General features: G+C 50.3%; 16 protein-coding genes and 1 tRNA gene. 9 read left to right on the top strand and 8 right to left on the bottom strand.

From position 1 onward, the window contains the following. Window positions 1-32 precede the first annotated feature (32 nt). Window positions 33-932 carry a diguanylate cyclase gene (locus tag ACO0LM_RS24495; RefSeq protein ID WP_423040845.1) on the top strand — a complete coding sequence of 300 codons (900 nt, stop codon included), beginning with the start codon at window positions 33-35 and terminating at the stop codon, window positions 930-932. 40 nt (window positions 933-972) lie between these two features. On the opposite strand, the gene ACO0LM_RS24490 is transcribed toward ACO0LM_RS24495, so the two are convergent. Further along, the gene (locus ACO0LM_RS24490; protein ID WP_423040843.1) at window positions 973-1194 is read right to left on the bottom strand and encodes a helix-turn-helix domain-containing protein; all 222 of its coding nucleotides are present in this window, start codon (window positions 1192-1194) and stop codon (window positions 973-975) included. A 90-nt stretch (window positions 1195-1284) separates the two neighbouring features. Between ACO0LM_RS24490 and ACO0LM_RS24485 the strand changes: the two genes are divergently transcribed. Beyond that, complete coding sequence (locus tag ACO0LM_RS24485; RefSeq protein ID WP_422982799.1) at window positions 1285-1971, top strand: S24 family peptidase; 687 nt, start codon at window positions 1285-1287, stop codon at window positions 1969-1971. Between the two features lie 116 nt (window positions 1972-2087). Here ACO0LM_RS24485 and ACO0LM_RS24480 read toward each other — a convergent pair whose 3' ends face one another. The 4 genes from ACO0LM_RS24480 to ACO0LM_RS24465 form a co-directional block, all read right to left on the bottom strand. Beyond that, complete coding sequence (locus ACO0LM_RS24480; RefSeq protein WP_423040841.1) at window positions 2088-3101, bottom strand: ribonuclease T2 family protein; 1014 nt, start codon at window positions 3099-3101, stop codon at window positions 2088-2090. Window positions 3102-3231: 130 nt separating this feature from the next. Further along, window positions 3232-3305, bottom strand: a tRNA-Gly gene (locus ACO0LM_RS24475). 282 nt (window positions 3306-3587) lie between these two features. Beyond that, window positions 3588-4358, bottom strand: a complete 771-nt coding sequence (locus tag ACO0LM_RS24470; protein WP_423040839.1) for a VOC family protein — start codon at window positions 4356-4358, stop codon at window positions 3588-3590. Continuing rightward, window positions 4342-4989 (bottom strand): TetR/AcrR family transcriptional regulator, encoded by a 648-nt coding sequence (locus tag ACO0LM_RS24465; protein WP_423040837.1) that lies wholly within the window; start codon window positions 4987-4989, stop codon window positions 4342-4344. The genes ACO0LM_RS24470 and ACO0LM_RS24465 overlap by 17 nt, the downstream gene beginning before the upstream one ends. An 854-nt stretch (window positions 4990-5843) precedes the next feature. On the opposite strand from ACO0LM_RS24465, the gene ACO0LM_RS24460 reads away from it, so the two are divergent. The 4 genes from ACO0LM_RS24460 (at window position 5844) to ACO0LM_RS24445 (ending at window position 7860) form a co-directional block, all read left to right on the top strand. After that, window positions 5844-6278: a GNAT family N-acetyltransferase gene (locus tag ACO0LM_RS24460; RefSeq protein WP_423040835.1), complete on the top strand. Its 435-nt coding sequence runs from the start codon at window positions 5844-5846 to the stop codon at window positions 6276-6278. A gap of 54 nt (window positions 6279-6332) precedes the next feature. Then, window positions 6333-6920, top strand: a complete 588-nt coding sequence (locus ACO0LM_RS24455) for a transglutaminase-like domain-containing protein (protein WP_423040833.1) — start codon at window positions 6333-6335, stop codon at window positions 6918-6920. Window positions 6921-6965: 45 nt separating this feature from the next. Next, the gene (locus tag ACO0LM_RS24450; RefSeq protein ID WP_423040831.1) at window positions 6966-7337 is read left to right on the top strand and encodes a nuclear transport factor 2 family protein; all 372 of its coding nucleotides are present in this window, start codon (window positions 6966-6968) and stop codon (window positions 7335-7337) included. A 79-nt stretch (window positions 7338-7416) separates the two neighbouring features. Next, entirely contained in the window at window positions 7417-7860 is a 444-nt protein-coding gene (locus ACO0LM_RS24445) for a thioesterase family protein (RefSeq protein ID WP_422982817.1), read from the top strand. A 40-nt stretch (window positions 7861-7900) separates the two neighbouring features. Here ACO0LM_RS24445 and ACO0LM_RS24440 read toward each other — a convergent pair whose 3' ends face one another. The 3 genes from ACO0LM_RS24440 to ACO0LM_RS24430 form a co-directional block, all read right to left on the bottom strand. Then, on the bottom strand, window positions 7901-8116 hold the full coding sequence (locus ACO0LM_RS24440; protein ID WP_423040829.1) for a hypothetical protein: 216 nt from the start codon (window positions 8114-8116) through the stop codon (window positions 7901-7903). A 44-nt stretch (window positions 8117-8160) separates the two neighbouring features. Further along, window positions 8161-9057, bottom strand: coding sequence for an amino acid ABC transporter substrate-binding protein (locus ACO0LM_RS24435; protein WP_423040827.1), 897 nt, complete (start codon window positions 9055-9057; stop codon window positions 8161-8163). Between the two features lie 66 nt (window positions 9058-9123). After that, window positions 9124-10590 (bottom strand): aspartate/glutamate racemase family protein, encoded by a 1467-nt coding sequence (locus tag ACO0LM_RS24430; protein WP_423040825.1) that lies wholly within the window; start codon window positions 10588-10590, stop codon window positions 9124-9126. A 237-nt stretch (window positions 10591-10827) separates the two neighbouring features. Between ACO0LM_RS24430 and ACO0LM_RS24425 the strand changes: the two genes are divergently transcribed. The 3 genes from ACO0LM_RS24425 (at window position 10828) to ACO0LM_RS24415 (ending at window position 14787) form a co-directional block, all read left to right on the top strand. After that, window positions 10828-11724 (top strand): LysR substrate-binding domain-containing protein, encoded by an 897-nt coding sequence (locus tag ACO0LM_RS24425; protein ID WP_423040823.1) that lies wholly within the window; start codon window positions 10828-10830, stop codon window positions 11722-11724. Window positions 11725-11902: 178 nt separating this feature from the next. Further along, window positions 11903-13327 (top strand): aspartate ammonia-lyase, encoded by a 1425-nt coding sequence (gene aspA / locus ACO0LM_RS24420; protein ID WP_423040821.1) that lies wholly within the window; start codon window positions 11903-11905, stop codon window positions 13325-13327. 158 nt (window positions 13328-13485) lie between these two features. Beyond that, window positions 13486-14787, top strand: a complete 1302-nt coding sequence (locus ACO0LM_RS24415) for a dicarboxylate/amino acid:cation symporter (protein ID WP_423040819.1) — start codon at window positions 13486-13488, stop codon at window positions 14785-14787. Window positions 14788-14799 lie beyond the last annotated feature (12 nt).

Raw genomic sequence — 14799 nt, 5'->3', positions numbered from 1 at the left:
AATACCTGGAAGCACTTCAGGGCAATCTCTCTATGCTGACAAGGCGTCCGCGCGTCCTGATTGTTGATGATCAGGCAATCAATATACAAGCCCTGTATCAGATTTTCTCTGAAGACCATGACGTATTCATGGCCACCAGTGGCCAGAAGGCATTGGAATTTTGTCGCCAGACCCCACCCGACCTGATTTTGATGGACATCATGATGCCGGAAATGGATGGCCTGGAAGTCTGTCGACATCTGAAAGGTGATGAACATACTGCCGATATACCCGTACTGTTTGTGACGGCGCAAAGCGATCCCGATGAAGAATCACGTGCATTGATGGCAGGTGGCATGGATTTCATCAGCAAGCCAGTGAATCCGGATGTGGTGCGGGCCCGCGTCAAAACCCATATCACCCTGAAATTGCAGCGCGACTTGTTGCGAAAACTGGTCTACACCGATGCCTTGACCGGCCTTGCCAATCGCCGTAGTTTTGATGATTCATTTGACCGCGAATGGCGACATTGTCAGCGTTACGGCAAGTCATTGTCCATTCTGATGCTGGACATTGATTACTTTAAAAAGTACAACGACCGTTATGGGCATCAGGAAGGGGATCAGTGCCTGGCCGCTGTGGCTGCCAGCCTGCAGGCGAATTTTGGCAGGCCGCATGATGTGGTCGCCCGTTTTGGCGGCGAGGAATTCATATGCCTGATGCCAGAATGTGAATTGACCGGTGCCGTCAGCAAGGCAGAAAACCTGCGTCATACCGTGATGGCCATGGCGATTCCACATGTGGATTCGAAAGTGGCACAAGTGGTGACGCTCAGTATGGGCGTGGCATCCGTGGTGCCCAATGACAGGCAAAGCAAGTCGGCCCTGATTGCCGCCGCCGACGCCAAACTCTATGAAGCCAAGCACACCGGCCGCAATTGCGTGGCATTCTGAATTATTTCCCCTTGTTTGATATGCAGCCTGCTTGATATGGTCAGCGTGTCGCACCTGCTGGTGTCACTAATACTGTGATGGGTGGCTGGCTGTTTTGCAATGCTTCTTCCAGGCGTTTTCCCTCACGATAAGAAAGATCGGATGATTTGCCATTGATCAGGCGACTGATGGTGGCCTGATTGACTCCAGCAATAGCAGCGACTTCTGCCTGACTCTTTCCATCTGCCAGCAGTGCCAGTGCAAGATTTTTCGATGAATTCATGTTGATACAATTATATTCCAATATGAATTAAAACAACACCATTTCGTTTTCTTTGCTTGCATTTTCTATGCATTAATGCATAATCCGGGCATGGACGCTAAAACAAACATCAAATACTTACTGGAGCGGTCGGGCATGAACCCGACCTCGTTGGCAACTGCGCTGGAAAAATTCTTTCCGGAAGATAAATGGGTGCCACAGGCAACCATTTTCAGGATAGTCGAGGGGATCACCAAAGATCCGCGCACCTCTTCGCTGGCACCTATCGCTGAATACTTCGGCGTCAATATCTCTGACTTGCGCACCAAAGACTTGCGCGTCATGGAAGAGAGCACCCCCCGGATACAGGATGAGAATGGCATTGCCTGCATCAACTATTATTCAGCCAAAGGCTCTTGCGGTGGCGGTGCCCATAATGAAGACGCCGAACCCAAGGGCCAGCTCATCAAGGAAGCCAGCTTCTTCAAGAAATACAATGTCAAGCCAGAAAACCTGGCCGCCATTTATGCCGATGGCAGCTCCATGGCCGATTTCATCGTCGATGGCGACATGGTCATCATCGACAAGACTAAGACCGAGCCACAGAGCGGCAAGATCTTTGCCATTCAGCATCCGGATGGCTTGCGCATCAAACAGTTGCGCCGCGAGATAGATGGCACCTGGGTGTTGGAAAGCCGCAATCCTGATAAACGCAATTATCCGGATGAACGCATCACGCCAGAGAACGTTGGTTTGCTAAAAATTCTGGGGCGTTTTGTCTACCGCCAGGGCGGCTAAGTTGCTGTGCCCGGTTGAGGTGGTCACATATTTTTTGAGTAATACGAAATTGTATTGTTCAATCCATGGGGCATGGCTGTGAATACACTGGCAATAATTGCGCATTCACCGCCATGTTACTGGCGGCTTTTGCCGCTGGATTCAACCACAATATCAGCGCCGCATTTGTCCAGTTGGCTGGAAAACCCCTCTGCCTGTCCTATGAGCTTTTCCAGGCCCTTGCCGGTCTCGAAATTCAGTGGCAGGTGAAAGCGGATTTCTTGCAGATATTTGCCACCCGCACAACTCAGCATGATGCTTTTCGCCACGTTGTCGCCATAGTTTTTCTTCACATCGGCAAAGAAATCAGCAGCCGCAAAAGACTTGCCTACGCGTGACAAGATAAATTTGCCAACCATCGAATTGTTGACCTCTTCCACCGCAGCTACCGCCGTCCTGAAATAGGTATCGGCATCACGCGCCTGGCAGGCACCATGTTTTTGCCATTCATATTCACCGAACTTAGTCTCATACATAAAATTCGGCATCCATGGCGATATGCGCGACACCGAGTCCTTGGACAACCGTAACGGTGATGACGGGCAATTCCCATAATTGATGCCACATTCTTTCTTGTTGGGCCACAGGCCATGCAGCGTCAGGTTGGACACGACCAGTTCACCGTTATGGATGGCATCACATTCCGGCTTTTTACCCTTATACGGAAAGTGTTCACAAAACCCCGGTTGCCAGGTAATGGCTAGCACATAACTGTCTTCTTTATTCGGGGTAGAGCAGACATCGCCCGCGCTGGCACCATTATTCTTTGCTGACGCAGGCTGCTTGTTTGCTTCATCCAGTGTAAAGCTGCCACAGTCACGCGCTACCCAGCGCAGCCTGGGGCTGGCTTCCGGTACATCCACCCTTATCCATTCAAAATTATTCGCTTTATTGATTTCGCGTATGTCATACGCCAGCCCTGGTTTTGTCTTGGCCGAATCGGGATTGGTGCTCTTGGCAAACGACGCATACAAATCACAAGACTTACCCGCAGTAAAACTGCCGGCGGCGCGTTCGCTGGCATACGCCGACAATCCGGAAAAGACTCCTGCTAACAGCAACAGAGCCTGTTTCAATAAAATTTTTCTCACAGTGTTTTTTGCTTTTTAGATGAATGCGAATGATGAAACGCGGGAAGATGGGACGCCGCAATCATCACCCTTAGAAAGAGGCCGGGACGGATAAGCCAGAAACAGGGTATGTCACAGGCTGGGTAATAACTGGAGCGGGTGAAGGGAATCGAACCCTCGTATGAAGCTTGGGAAGCTGCCGTTCTACCATTAAACTACACCCGCGATATCCACATTCTACGCGGGTTTCACGGGTGTTTGCAATCTACCAAAATGCCTGCCGCAGTGAAAACTGTGATGACTGCTTTCTTCTCCGGTGATCAAAGTTTCAAGCCGACTGACGTATGGTCAAACCTTGGAGTAATCTCCCGCTAGAGTCGAGGGGATTATTTTATTTTTTAGCGATAAGTACATTTTATCATTACGATGATTAATCAAGCAATGTAGGTTAGTGAAGCACTGCCCAAGCGCGCTGTTAGCTATTTTTTTCATTGTTACCGACATTGTTCAATTCTTTGGCCCAACCAGTGCAAATTTGCATTGCTGCGGATCGGTTGCATGAATAATCCAGCCACCACCTGGAACCTGTTGCGGCCCAAAGCTTACGATACCGCCCGCAGCGACTACCCTTTCCATGGCCGCTTCTATATCGTCAACGCAAAAATAATAAAGCCACATAGGAGTCTGGCATTCTGGAGACATAGTCATCATGCCGCCTATGTCACCTGAACCCGCACTAAAAACGTGATAGGTTCCCATAGGCCCCATATCCATGCTGTTGGTGTTGGTCCAGCCAAATTGTTCAGAATAAAACCGCAGTCCGGCTTTGCCATCGCTAGTTCGCAATTCGTTCCAGCTACAGTGACCTGGAACGCCCTCTGCATAGGCCGTGCTCTTTCCCTCGCCGCTAGGAGTCATGATATAAAAGCTGGCTCCCTGCGGATCAGTCATTCGTGCAATGCGCCCCGCATTGGGAATATCAGTTGCTGGCCATTGAACTAGTCCTCCGGCAGCAGTAATTTGGGTGATCGCTGCATCAACATCCGGCACATTGACATAACCAAACCAGATCGGCTTCATTCCCATTGAGATGGCCTCCACCGGGATGGCCGTGATGCCACCTATTCCCTCATCTTTTGCCATCAGAATGCGGTAGTTTATGTCGGCTTGGCCGGAGTCCGTTGTTTTCCATCCCACCACATGGCCATAAAATTTTTGCGCTGCGTCAACATCAGTTGTCATCAGCTCATACCAAATGAAATTACTTGTCATCATCATTCTCCTTAAGTTGTTGCGGGTTGAACAAAAACTCAAAATATCGACGCAAATGCTTGATACTGTCGAGAGCAATGTCTGGATCGTCCTTGGCTTTGGCGAGGACGAACGCCCCTTGCAACACGGCTTGGGTATGCAGCGCCAGACTCTTCGCTGTCAGCCGTTTATCTACCTGATTTTCTGCCAACGCTTCCGCAATGTCGCTCACCAGTGTTTCTGCATGATCAGTCATGCTGGCGTAGCAGGCATCCCGGATTGTCGGGTTTGTTTGAAAAACTTCCTGTGCCATCGTTCCTGCCAGGCAGGTAAACCCGGCAATCGTGCCTTGAATAATCTGAGCGCGGAAATCTATATAGCCAAGCACTCTATCCCGTGCGTTTGCATGTCGGTGATAAGGTGCAGTTGAAAAAAGCGTATTTGCCCTCTCGGTCCAGTATTCAGTTGCTGCCACGGCCAACTCTTCTTTGCTTTTGAAATAATGGAAGAACGCACCCTTAGTGACGCCGGCTGCGCTGCACAGGTCATCTACGGTTGAGCTGGAATAGCCTTTTTCACGGATGACCTGCACAGCCGCGTCCAGCAACTTGGTACGCGCAGTACTTATTGTTTTTAGGGGAGAGTGAAGATTTGTCATTTGTAAACAATACCAACCAGTCGGTATGTTGTCAATAATAATATATTGTGAATTTATAGATCACCGCAGGAAGGCTTGTCTTTTCTGATTATTGGACACAAAGCTAAGGCTAGTGCCTTAGCAAGCGCGTTGTAACAACCTCGCGCTGCAATGCGCCCGCAAAGTGTAAATACGGCTAGCTCCCTGAGGGTTTGCCTCATAACGCGTGCTGGGCCGCAAGGTGTGAACAATTCGACTTGTCGTCAATAGCCCCGTTATTGACTGCCTCATCCATAGTTTTAACATTGCCAGCCCACGTTATGAAACAAACACATCTCACCTGTATTTATGAAATGAGTTCTAATATTTGTTGAGGCAATTGCAAACCACACCATTAGCCCCTTTAAAACGTGGTGTTGCGGAAAATGTGATGGCTGATAACTCCGTGATTACGGTGGAATTTTTTGAGGGGAAATTTTGAAGTTGTGAAGAATTGTATGAACAGTGGGGGATTTAAACCATAGAGGTGCTTGGGAAGCTGCCGTTCTACCATTAAATTACATTCGCACACATGAACAAATTACGGCTTTATTCTAGTGTAGTGCTTTGCAAATTCTTGAGCCATCAAGAATCGACTGTTACTGAGTTGTTCGATGAAGGCTGTAGATCGGACATTTCGCAAGCACCACACTAGCAGGAATTTTCTGGCTATTGCGACATGCATAGGGACTGTTTCCCATGGCCATGTTCTTGCAAGATGATGCATAGGGATTTCATTAAAATCAGTAGCAAAACAATTTCTCGCTGCATATGATAAATTCTAAACTCGTACTGTTTTTCACATCGCTTACCTGCTGGTTTTTACTACTTGAGAAATGACTGCTAACACTATTGTCACTGCCTATCACGTCCTGTCTGCCATACCTGATGTCGCTACCTATCATCATTTGCGCGCTGCGGCCGGTCTTAGTCCTAAAACACAGGAAGCTGCCGAACGTGGTTTGCCGGGTAGTCTGTTTGCCGTGCAGATACTGCAAGGCGATATAGTGGTGGGCATGGGGCGACTGATTGGTGACGGCGGCTGTTTTTATCAGGTCGTGGATATTGCAGTCCTGCCGGAGCATCAGGGGCGTGGCCTGGGCAAGATGATCATGGGTGAGATCATGCAGCATATCGATCAGCATTTGCCGGACAGCGCCTATGTCAGCCTGATTGCAGACGGGCAGGCGCAAGATCTGTATGCGCAGTTTGGATTCAAACACACGGCACCACGTTCAGTCGGCATGGCGATCAAAGTCGCACGTACATAAGACTGACGCCCTTCTCATACAAATAAACTCACCAATAAACTTAGTTTGAACTCTATGGAACAATTTCTGGCAAGCACGACCTATATTGATTGGCAACACCCGGCCGTACTGCGCCAGGCGCAGCTATTGGCGGCAGAGGGTAGTCAGGATGCGGAAGAGATAGCCCGACGCTGTTTTCATTTTGTCCGTGACCAGATCCGGCATAGCTGGGATTATCGCCAGAACCCAGTCACCTGCAAGGCGTCTGAGGTGCTGGAGCACGGCACTGGCTATTGCTATGCCAAAAGTCATTTGCTGGCGGCGCTGCTCAGGGCCAATCAAATACCTGCTGGTCTTTGCTACCAGCGTTTAGCAATCACTGAAGAACCGCCATATTGCCTGCATGGCCTCAACGCGGTGTATTTGCCGAAGCATGGCTGGTACAGGGTCGATGCGCGCGGCAATAAGCCGGGTGTCGATGCCGCCTTTTGCCCGCCGACAGAACAACTGGCATTTGCCATTGCAAGAGACGGGGAAAAGGATTTTGACCCTATCTGGGATGCCCCGCATCCTGCCGTGCTGAAGGCCTTGACGAGCTATGCCACGGTAGAGCAGGTCATCGAAAACCTGCCTGATATCGTCCCCGGCACGGAACTACAATAGCAGACTGCTCATCAATCAATATTGGATTACAGACGGAGTACAGACATGACAGCAATTTATCCCTCTCCCGAAGTCGTGGTGCAGCGCCAGCTCGACGCCTACAATGCCCGCGACGTTGATGCCATCATGAAAACCTATGCGGCGCATGCCCTGCAGTTTGAATTTCCCGGCAAGTTGCTTGCCAGCGGCCATGTTGAAATCCGGGCGCGCATGGTTTTGCGCTTCAAGGAAGCCAATTTGCATGCAAAATTGGTCAGACGTGAAGTGATAGGCAATATCGTCATCGACTATGAAGATATTACCCGCACTTTTCCTGAAGGCACGGGCCGTCTGGAGATGATCGCCATCTATGAAGTCAGGGAAGGGCTGATACAAAGCGCATCCGTTGCGATTGGTGCCAAGACGCTGGATAGCTGATAGCGTTTACATCGCTTTATGATAGGCGCGCAGGCATTGCGCTGTAAAATGGTGGTATTCCCTTTATTCCTGATCCGCCATGGCACGCCTGCAACTGCATTTCCCTGAAGACCAGTACTATTATTCAACTCAACTGACGGTACGTGTCACTGATATCAATGGTGCCAATCACCTGGGCAATGATTCCATGATCTCCATGATTTCAGAAGCCCGTGCGCGTTTCCTGTATGAATTCGGGATACGCGAAACCGCAGCCAGCGGCAGCGGTATTATCGTGACGGACCTGGCAACTACCTATAAGGCAGAAGCGCATGCGCGTGACCAGTTGCTGTTTGAAGTCGGCGTCATGGATTTCAATCAGTATGGTGGCGACATCACTTTTCGCATCACGCGTCCGGCAGACCAGAAACTGATTGCCATGGCGAAATCAGGCTTTGTATTTTTTGATTACCGTGCCGGCCGTGTGGTGGAAATGCCGGAAGATTTCAGGGCAAAGTTTGCCAGAGTCAATTATCTGGCGTAAGCACGGCTTGATCGGATTTTTGGTTGCTTAATTACCCAACTTATTTGGTCGGTTTTTTACTGATCGCATCCTGGCAAGCCGTGTACCACCGCCAGCGGCTACGCATCAGTGCGTACAGCATTTGATATTCCTCTTCTTCCGTACTGCTACGCGGGCTTTGTTCAAAAAGCTGTACAAAGCGCAACGAGATCACATTCGGGTTGGCAGCTTCTTTGGTAAGCTGAATTTCCCGCTGCAGATAGTGTTTTAGCTTCATGGGTGTTTTGCCTGATCAATGTGCTTCATGTAGGGCTTGATCAATTAGTGCGGCAGGTCGGCGACATCATCGACAGGGAAGCGGATGGATGAACGTAGCAGATGCCCCATGGGCATATTCAAATTGATTGCCTGTGGCGGGATAGGTCGCTGAAACCATTTTTCGTAGATTGCATGAATTTCTCCATCCAGCATGAGGCGGCTTAGTTCCCGGTTCACTACCTGTTTGAAGGCGGGGTCGTTCTTGCGGATGACGATGGCATAAGGCTCAGTCGATAGCGAGTCACCTACCACCTGGAAATCCGCAGGGTTTTTAGCCGATGCTTTCAGGCCGGATAGCAATACATCGTCCATGGCAAAGGCGGCTGCCACGCGTTGCTCCACCATGCCAAAGCCTTCTGCATGGTCCTTGCTTTCCAGCAGTTTCAAGTTGAGCGAACGAATTTGCCCGCGATCAGCCAGCGTCCTTGCATTGGTTGTTCCCCTGGTGGTGACCACGCTCTTGTCACGCAGGTCAGACCAGTTCTTGATGCCTGAATCTGCTCTCACCACCATTTTTGCACTGGCAATAAAATACGCAATGCTGAAATCAACCTGCTGCTTGCGTTCTACTGTATTGGTAGTGGAACCGCATTCCATGTCTGCATCACCGCTGGCGATAAGCTGCAGACGGTTGGCCGGGGTTACCGGAACATACTTGACGGCCAATGTTGGCAGTTTCAATTCACGCCTGACTGCATCCACCACTTTCATACACAAGTCGATGGCATAGCCCACAGCTTGCTGATGGCCATCCAGATAGGAAAAGGGTATCGATGATTCACGATGTGCAATGGTGATGGTCTTCCGTTCGCGTATTGTACTCAGCGTATCCGTGGCATTGGCCATGACGGGAAGCGCACATACAAGCAGGGCAGCGGTCTTGCGGGCAAGAGTTGGCATATATATCTCCGTCAATGAAAATGCTATGGCACCAGCGTTCCAGATTTATTGCGTCTGCTTTGTAGATTAACGCTGCTGGCCGCTGATTTCGGAACGCACGACACAACTGCGCGCCAGTATGGTGGTGGGGTCCAATAAGGCAATGTGCGATCCCGCTATCGGAAAAGCCAGGTCCTGCTTCAACAATAAAGGTAGTTCTGTGCAGCCAAGGACGATGACAGTTGCACCTCTTTGTACCAGGTGCAGTAAGGCAGCCATCAAATCATCCCGGCATGCACCCTCGGTGTAGCCTGCCTTGATGCCTTCAGGGCCATAGATGGCATGCATGACCCTGCCTTGATGGTCGTCGTCAGGCACCAGCAATTCGAAAGCCTGCCCATCCGCCGCTTCGTGATAGACGCGGCTGGCAATGGTACCCGACGTCGCCAGCAAGCCTGCTTTGACTCCTGGGGGAAAATGTTGGCTGATATAGGCAACGGTTTCTTCCAGCATATTGACGATTGGTATCGACAGGTGAGCCTGGATTCTTTTGACATAGGCATGGGCCGTATTGCAAGGGATGGCGATCAGTGCTGCATCGTTTTCTTCCAGGCGCTTGCAGGCGGCATACAGGGCAATGGTAGGGTCTTCGCCATCTGCAATCAGGTTGGCGGTTCTATCGGGTATTTTTGGATTATGCTCAACGATAATCTTGATGTGATCCTGATCGCGTGAGGCACTGGTGTTGTGGATGATTTTATTCATGAAATCAACCGTGGCGGCTGGCCCCACCCCACCCACCACACCGATTTTGAAGCTGCGCGGGATGGGTTTTTCCCTGTTTCTTAATGCATAATCGACATAGACCTGATTGGTATCGACAATGGGTATGCCGCGGCTACGCAGCAAATCTGCCACGATGGCAATGTCGGTAGCACCAGATACGATGACATCCGCACCACGGTCCAGCAAATGTACGCAAGCCTGATGCAAAAGATCAACAGCATCCCCCCGCAAGTTGCCCGCCTTGATGCCCTGGTCGCCATAGATGGCGTGCATGACGCAATGGGTTTGAATGGAATCTTCAGGGTAGCTCAGGCGGATATCATGGCCTGAAAAAGCATTTTCAAAAAGCTTTTTGCTTTTGACATAATCAGATGCCAGGATGCCGATGTGACAGGCGCCTGTAAATTGTTCTTCCAGATGAAAACGCAAGGCATCCATGATATTGACGATGGGCGTCGTTACTTCCGTCTGCAGTTCCCGGATGAAGGTATGGCTTATAAAGCAGGGTACCAGCACACTTTCGACATGGTGTTTTTCAAACTGCCTGATCATATCGAAAATGTATAATTTTCTTGCATTAAGATTGGGTTTTTCGCCACCCGAATTTTCATTCCCATCGAAGGGGTGTTGTTCGAAAAATAATTCATAATCTTCGGAAATACCTTCCCTGGCCAGGCTTCTGACAAGCTTGAAATATACGTCCACACCTGCCAGTGCGCCTAAGCCACCTATGATGCCCAGGCTGGTCTTGGGGTTTTGTGTACTCATGAAATTCTCGCTCGCCAATGGTTAGCGCTAAAGATAACTCAGCCACGTCCAAAGATTATGCAAATTCGGTCTAGCTTTATGTCATTGCCACATAGATAGGTTTGTGGCATCGCATTCGGATGAATTGCGGATATACAATGGCCAGGCAGGCATGATAAAGCGTGATAGAACGTAATAAGCGCGGTGTGTTGAGTGATCATATAACAGGGACACAATAGGGATACGACAGGAAAACAAATGGACATCAAATGGCTGGAAGATTTCTTGAGCCTGGCACAGACGCGGAATTTTTCGCGTACCGCTGACGACAGGCATGTGACGCAGTCAGCACTGAGTCGCCGTATCCGCGCACTGGAAGCCTGGGTAGGCGCAGACCTGGTAGACAGAAGCACTTACCCACTCATACTGACACCCGCTGGCAAGGTGTTCAGCAATTCGGCAAGCGAGGCCATGCGCTTGCTGAATGATGCCAAGGCACAATTGCGAGTGCGTGGCCAGAATGAAAACCTGTTGCGCATTTCTGCTGGTCATACCTTGTCATTGAACTTTTTCCCCATGTGGCTGAACGGCATGCAGGCTCAGGCAGGTGATATTCATGCCAGCATCCTGCCTGCCAATGTGCATGATTCAGTGCTTTCTCTGGTTGAAGGTAACTGTGACCTGTTGCTGTCCTACTACCATGCCGAACTGCCGGTTGAACTGGATGCCTCGCGCTATGCCTTCGTCAGCCTTGGCAGCGAAGTGGTATTGCCCGTCTCTGTGCCTAATCGTGAAGGTGCGCCGACTTATTCCCTGCCTGGCAGCAAGATTCACCCCATCCCTTGCCTGACCTATATCAAGGCTTCATTTTTTGGGCGGGTCGTCGATCGCATTTTGTCCAGAGCTGGTCAGGCCTGCTATTTCACTTGCGCCTACGAAAGCGACATGGCCGAACTATTAAAGAGAATGGCCCTTACCGGCCACGGCCTGGCCTGGTTGCCAGAGAGCAGTATTGTTCGGGAATTGGCAGAGGGCCGCCTGGTGCGTGCCGGTGGCGATCAATGGTCGATGACCATGGATATTCGTTTGTATCGTTCCATGGACAATCAAAATGCCGCGCTTGACAGGCTCTGGCAACATTTACTGAATCGCTGAAGGTTTTTCATTTAGCCAGGTTACCAACAGAAAATCACACGCATGCTGATTCGGAATACATGTATGTCGAATCAGAATAGATTCATTCAAATTCCTCCCTAAAATCCGGGCATGGGATGTTTGCCGGGCATTCGGCCCGCAGGCATATGACCAGACATGCTTTATTCAGGAGGTAATTTTGTCTTCTCTTTCAACCAGGATCGAGCATGATTTGCTCGGTGATCGTGCAGTACCAGCCGACGCCTATTATGGTATTCACACCTTGCGTGCACTGGAAAATTTCCCTATTACAGGCATACCTGTTTCCAGCTATCCAGACCTGATCGACGCGCTGGCCATCGTCAAACAGGCGGCGGTACAGGCGAATCAATCATTGGGCCTGGTCAGTGATGAACATGCTGCAGCCATTACGCTTGCCTGCGAAAAAATCCGTCAGGGTCAATTCCACACCCATTTTGTGGTGGATGTCATACAGGGTGGTGCCGGTACTTCCACCAACATGAATGCGAATGAAGTCATTACCAATATCGCGCTCGAACATCTGGGTCATGCACGCGGTAGCTATGGAATTCTGCATCCCAATGAGCAAGTCAATTTCAGTCAGAGCACCAATGATGTGTATCCAACTGCCTTGCGTCTCGCCGCATACAAAGGCATTTTTCGTCTGATTGATGCAATGGAAATTCTGAAAATCGCCTTCAACAAAAAAGCGCAAGAATTTAAAGATCTACTGAAGATGGGGCGTACCCAATTGCAGGATGCCGTACCGATGACACTGGGACAGGAATTCAGTACCTATGCCGTGATGATAGACGAAGACCAGGACCGCCTGCGGGAAGCCGCAAAACTGATGTGTGAAGTGAACCTGGGTGCCACCGCGATTGGTACCGGGATCAATACGCATCCTGATTACGCAGGCCGGGTGTGCCAGGCCTTATTGGAAATAAGTGGCATACCGGTGACGACGTCACCCAATCTGATTGAAGCAACCCAGGATGTCGGCTCGTTCGTGCAATTGTCAGGCGTGTTAAAACGCGTGGCCGTGAAACTGTCCAAAATCTGCAACGACCTGCGTCTGCTTTCCAGTGGTCCGCGTGCCGGTTTTGGCGAGATCAACCTGCCGGCGGTACAAGCCGGCTCCAGCATCATGCCCGGCAAGGTCAATCCTGTCATCCCGGAAGTCGTCAATCAGATTGCTTTTGAAGTGATAGGCAATGATGTCACCATCAGTTTTGCTGCAGAAGCCGGGCAATTACAACTGAATGCCTTTGAGCCCATCATCGCGCATAGCCTGTTCAAAAGTGCAGCACACCTGACCAGAGGCTGCCTGGTGCTGGCTGAGCGCTGCGTCGATGGCATCACAGCGAATCATCAGCGCTTGCGTGACATCGTTGAAAATTCCATCGGTATGGTTACTGCACTGAATCCTTACATAGGCTATAGCACATCCACCGAGCTGGCACAAGAGGCGCTGTTGACTGGAAAAAGTGTCTATAAGTTGGTGCTGGAAAAGAAACTGCTGACAGAAACAGAACTGGCAGAAATATTGCAGCCACACAGGCTGACTGCGCCGCGTCGGATGCTAGCACCAGAAGTGCCTTGATCCCTGGCTGTAAATCACATCAGTTTCCTGCAGTTTTCCTTCTCATCCACCCGGTGAGAGTGAAAGCTGCACACGCTGATTTTTAATCCCCCTGTTCTGCACACATAAAATCACCAGACTCTGGCAGGCAGGGAAAAATTTTTCTGGAGGAGATAGTAATGAAAAAAAATCGACTGACCACATGGATCATCGGCGGCATGATCCTGGGACTGATGGTGGGCTACCTGTGTCATTCGCAGGCACATGATGCTGCTGAAGCCAAAGTGATTGCAGGCTATTTTTCTGTAGTGACGGATATATTCCTGCGACTCATCAAGATGATTATCGCGCCGCTGGTGTTTGCCACTCTGGTGTCGGGCATGGCCCGCAGTGAACCGGGCTCGATCGGACGAATCGGCTTGAAAGCCATGACCTGGTTTTTAAGTGCGTCGGTCATCTCATTGCTGATAGGCATGCTGTTTTCAAATTATTTTGAACCGGGACGCTCGTTGGCTCTGCCTTTGCCTGATGCCAGTGCCACCACCAAACTGGCGACAGGGTCGCTGAACTTCAAGGATTTCCTCACGCATGTATTCCCGCGCAGCTTCTTTGAAGCGATGGCGGGCAATGAAATTTTGCAGATACTGGTGTTTTCCATCTTCTTTGGTTTTGCTCTGTCGTCGCTGCAAGGTAAAGGCCCGCGCGTGTTGGTGCATGCCATAGACGAAACGGCCAATACCATGTTGAAGATCACCGATTACGTCATGCGTTTTGCACCCATAGGTGTGTTTGCTGCGGTCGCGGCGGCAATTACCGTGCAGGGCCTGGATGTATTGACTACCTATGGAAAATTTTTGGGCTCATTCTTCCTGGCGCTGGCTGTATTGTGGCTGGTACTGATAAGCGTCGGTTTCCTGTTCCTTGGCCGGGATGTGTTCCGTCTTATTGGCCTGATCAAAGAGCCTATGATCATTGCATTTTCAACCGCCAGCAGTGAAGCGTCTTATCCTAAGACCATAGAACAACTGGAAAAATTTGGTGTCAGCAGCAAGATCACCGGCTTTGTCCTGCCTTTGGGGTATTCCTTCAATCTGGATGGTTCCATGGTGTACCAGGCTTTTGCAGTACTGTTCATTGCCCAGGCCTATGGCATACACATGAGCATCTCGCATCAGATCACCATATTGCTGGTGTTAATGGTCAGCAGCAAGGGGATGGCCGGTGTGTCGCGTGCATCGCTGGTGGTCGTGGCGGCAGTATTGCCCATGTTTAACTTGCCGGAGGCGGGCTTGCTGCTGATCATGGGTGTGGATCAGTTTTTGGATATGGGCAGAACCGCAACCAATGTACTGGGTAATAGCATCGCCACTGCCGTTGTCGCAAAATGGGAAGGGGTTGAAAATGAAAGCCAGGTCATCCCTATGGAATCCGCAGCGCATGCCGAACACCTGCCTGTGCTGGCAAAAGTGGCTAATGGCTAAAAAGGTTTAAAA

The sequence above is a fragment of the Undibacterium sp. Di26W genome, assembly GCF_049340265.1.
Lineage (GTDB): Bacteria > Pseudomonadota > Gammaproteobacteria > Burkholderiales > Burkholderiaceae_D > Undibacterium.
This window is presented reverse-complemented; position numbering and strand designations above follow the sequence as displayed.

Excerpts from the sequence above, each read along its gene's own strand:
- ACO0LM_RS24495 (WP_423040845.1), top strand. The coding sequence starts at position 33 with ATGCTGACAAGGCGTCCGCGCGTCCTGATTGTTGATGATCAGGCAATC.
- ACO0LM_RS24490 (WP_423040843.1), bottom strand. The coding sequence starts at position 1,194 with ATGAATTCATCGAAAAATCTTGCACTGGCACTGCTGGCAGATGGAAAG.
- ACO0LM_RS24485 (WP_422982799.1), top strand. The coding sequence starts at position 1,285 with ATGGACGCTAAAACAAACATCAAATACTTACTGGAGCGGTCGGGCATG.
- ACO0LM_RS24470 (WP_423040839.1), bottom strand. The coding sequence starts at position 4,358 with ATGATGATGACAAGTAATTTCATTTGGTATGAGCTGATGACAACTGAT.
- ACO0LM_RS24465 (WP_423040837.1), bottom strand. The coding sequence starts at position 4,989 with ATGACAAATCTTCACTCTCCCCTAAAAACAATAAGTACTGCGCGTACC.
- ACO0LM_RS24460 (WP_423040835.1), top strand. The coding sequence starts at position 5,844 with ATGACTGCTAACACTATTGTCACTGCCTATCACGTCCTGTCTGCCATA.
- ACO0LM_RS24455 (WP_423040833.1), top strand. The coding sequence starts at position 6,333 with ATGGAACAATTTCTGGCAAGCACGACCTATATTGATTGGCAACACCCG.
- ACO0LM_RS24450 (WP_423040831.1), top strand. The coding sequence starts at position 6,966 with ATGACAGCAATTTATCCCTCTCCCGAAGTCGTGGTGCAGCGCCAGCTC.
- ACO0LM_RS24445 (WP_422982817.1), top strand. The coding sequence starts at position 7,417 with ATGGCACGCCTGCAACTGCATTTCCCTGAAGACCAGTACTATTATTCA.
- ACO0LM_RS24440 (WP_423040829.1), bottom strand. The coding sequence starts at position 8,116 with ATGAAGCTAAAACACTATCTGCAGCGGGAAATTCAGCTTACCAAAGAA.
- ACO0LM_RS24435 (WP_423040827.1), bottom strand. The coding sequence starts at position 9,057 with ATGCCAACTCTTGCCCGCAAGACCGCTGCCCTGCTTGTATGTGCGCTT.
- ACO0LM_RS24430 (WP_423040825.1), bottom strand. The coding sequence starts at position 10,590 with ATGAGTACACAAAACCCCAAGACCAGCCTGGGCATCATAGGTGGCTTA.
- ACO0LM_RS24425 (WP_423040823.1), top strand. The coding sequence starts at position 10,828 with ATGGACATCAAATGGCTGGAAGATTTCTTGAGCCTGGCACAGACGCGG.
- ACO0LM_RS24415 (WP_423040819.1), top strand. The coding sequence starts at position 13,486 with ATGAAAAAAAATCGACTGACCACATGGATCATCGGCGGCATGATCCTG.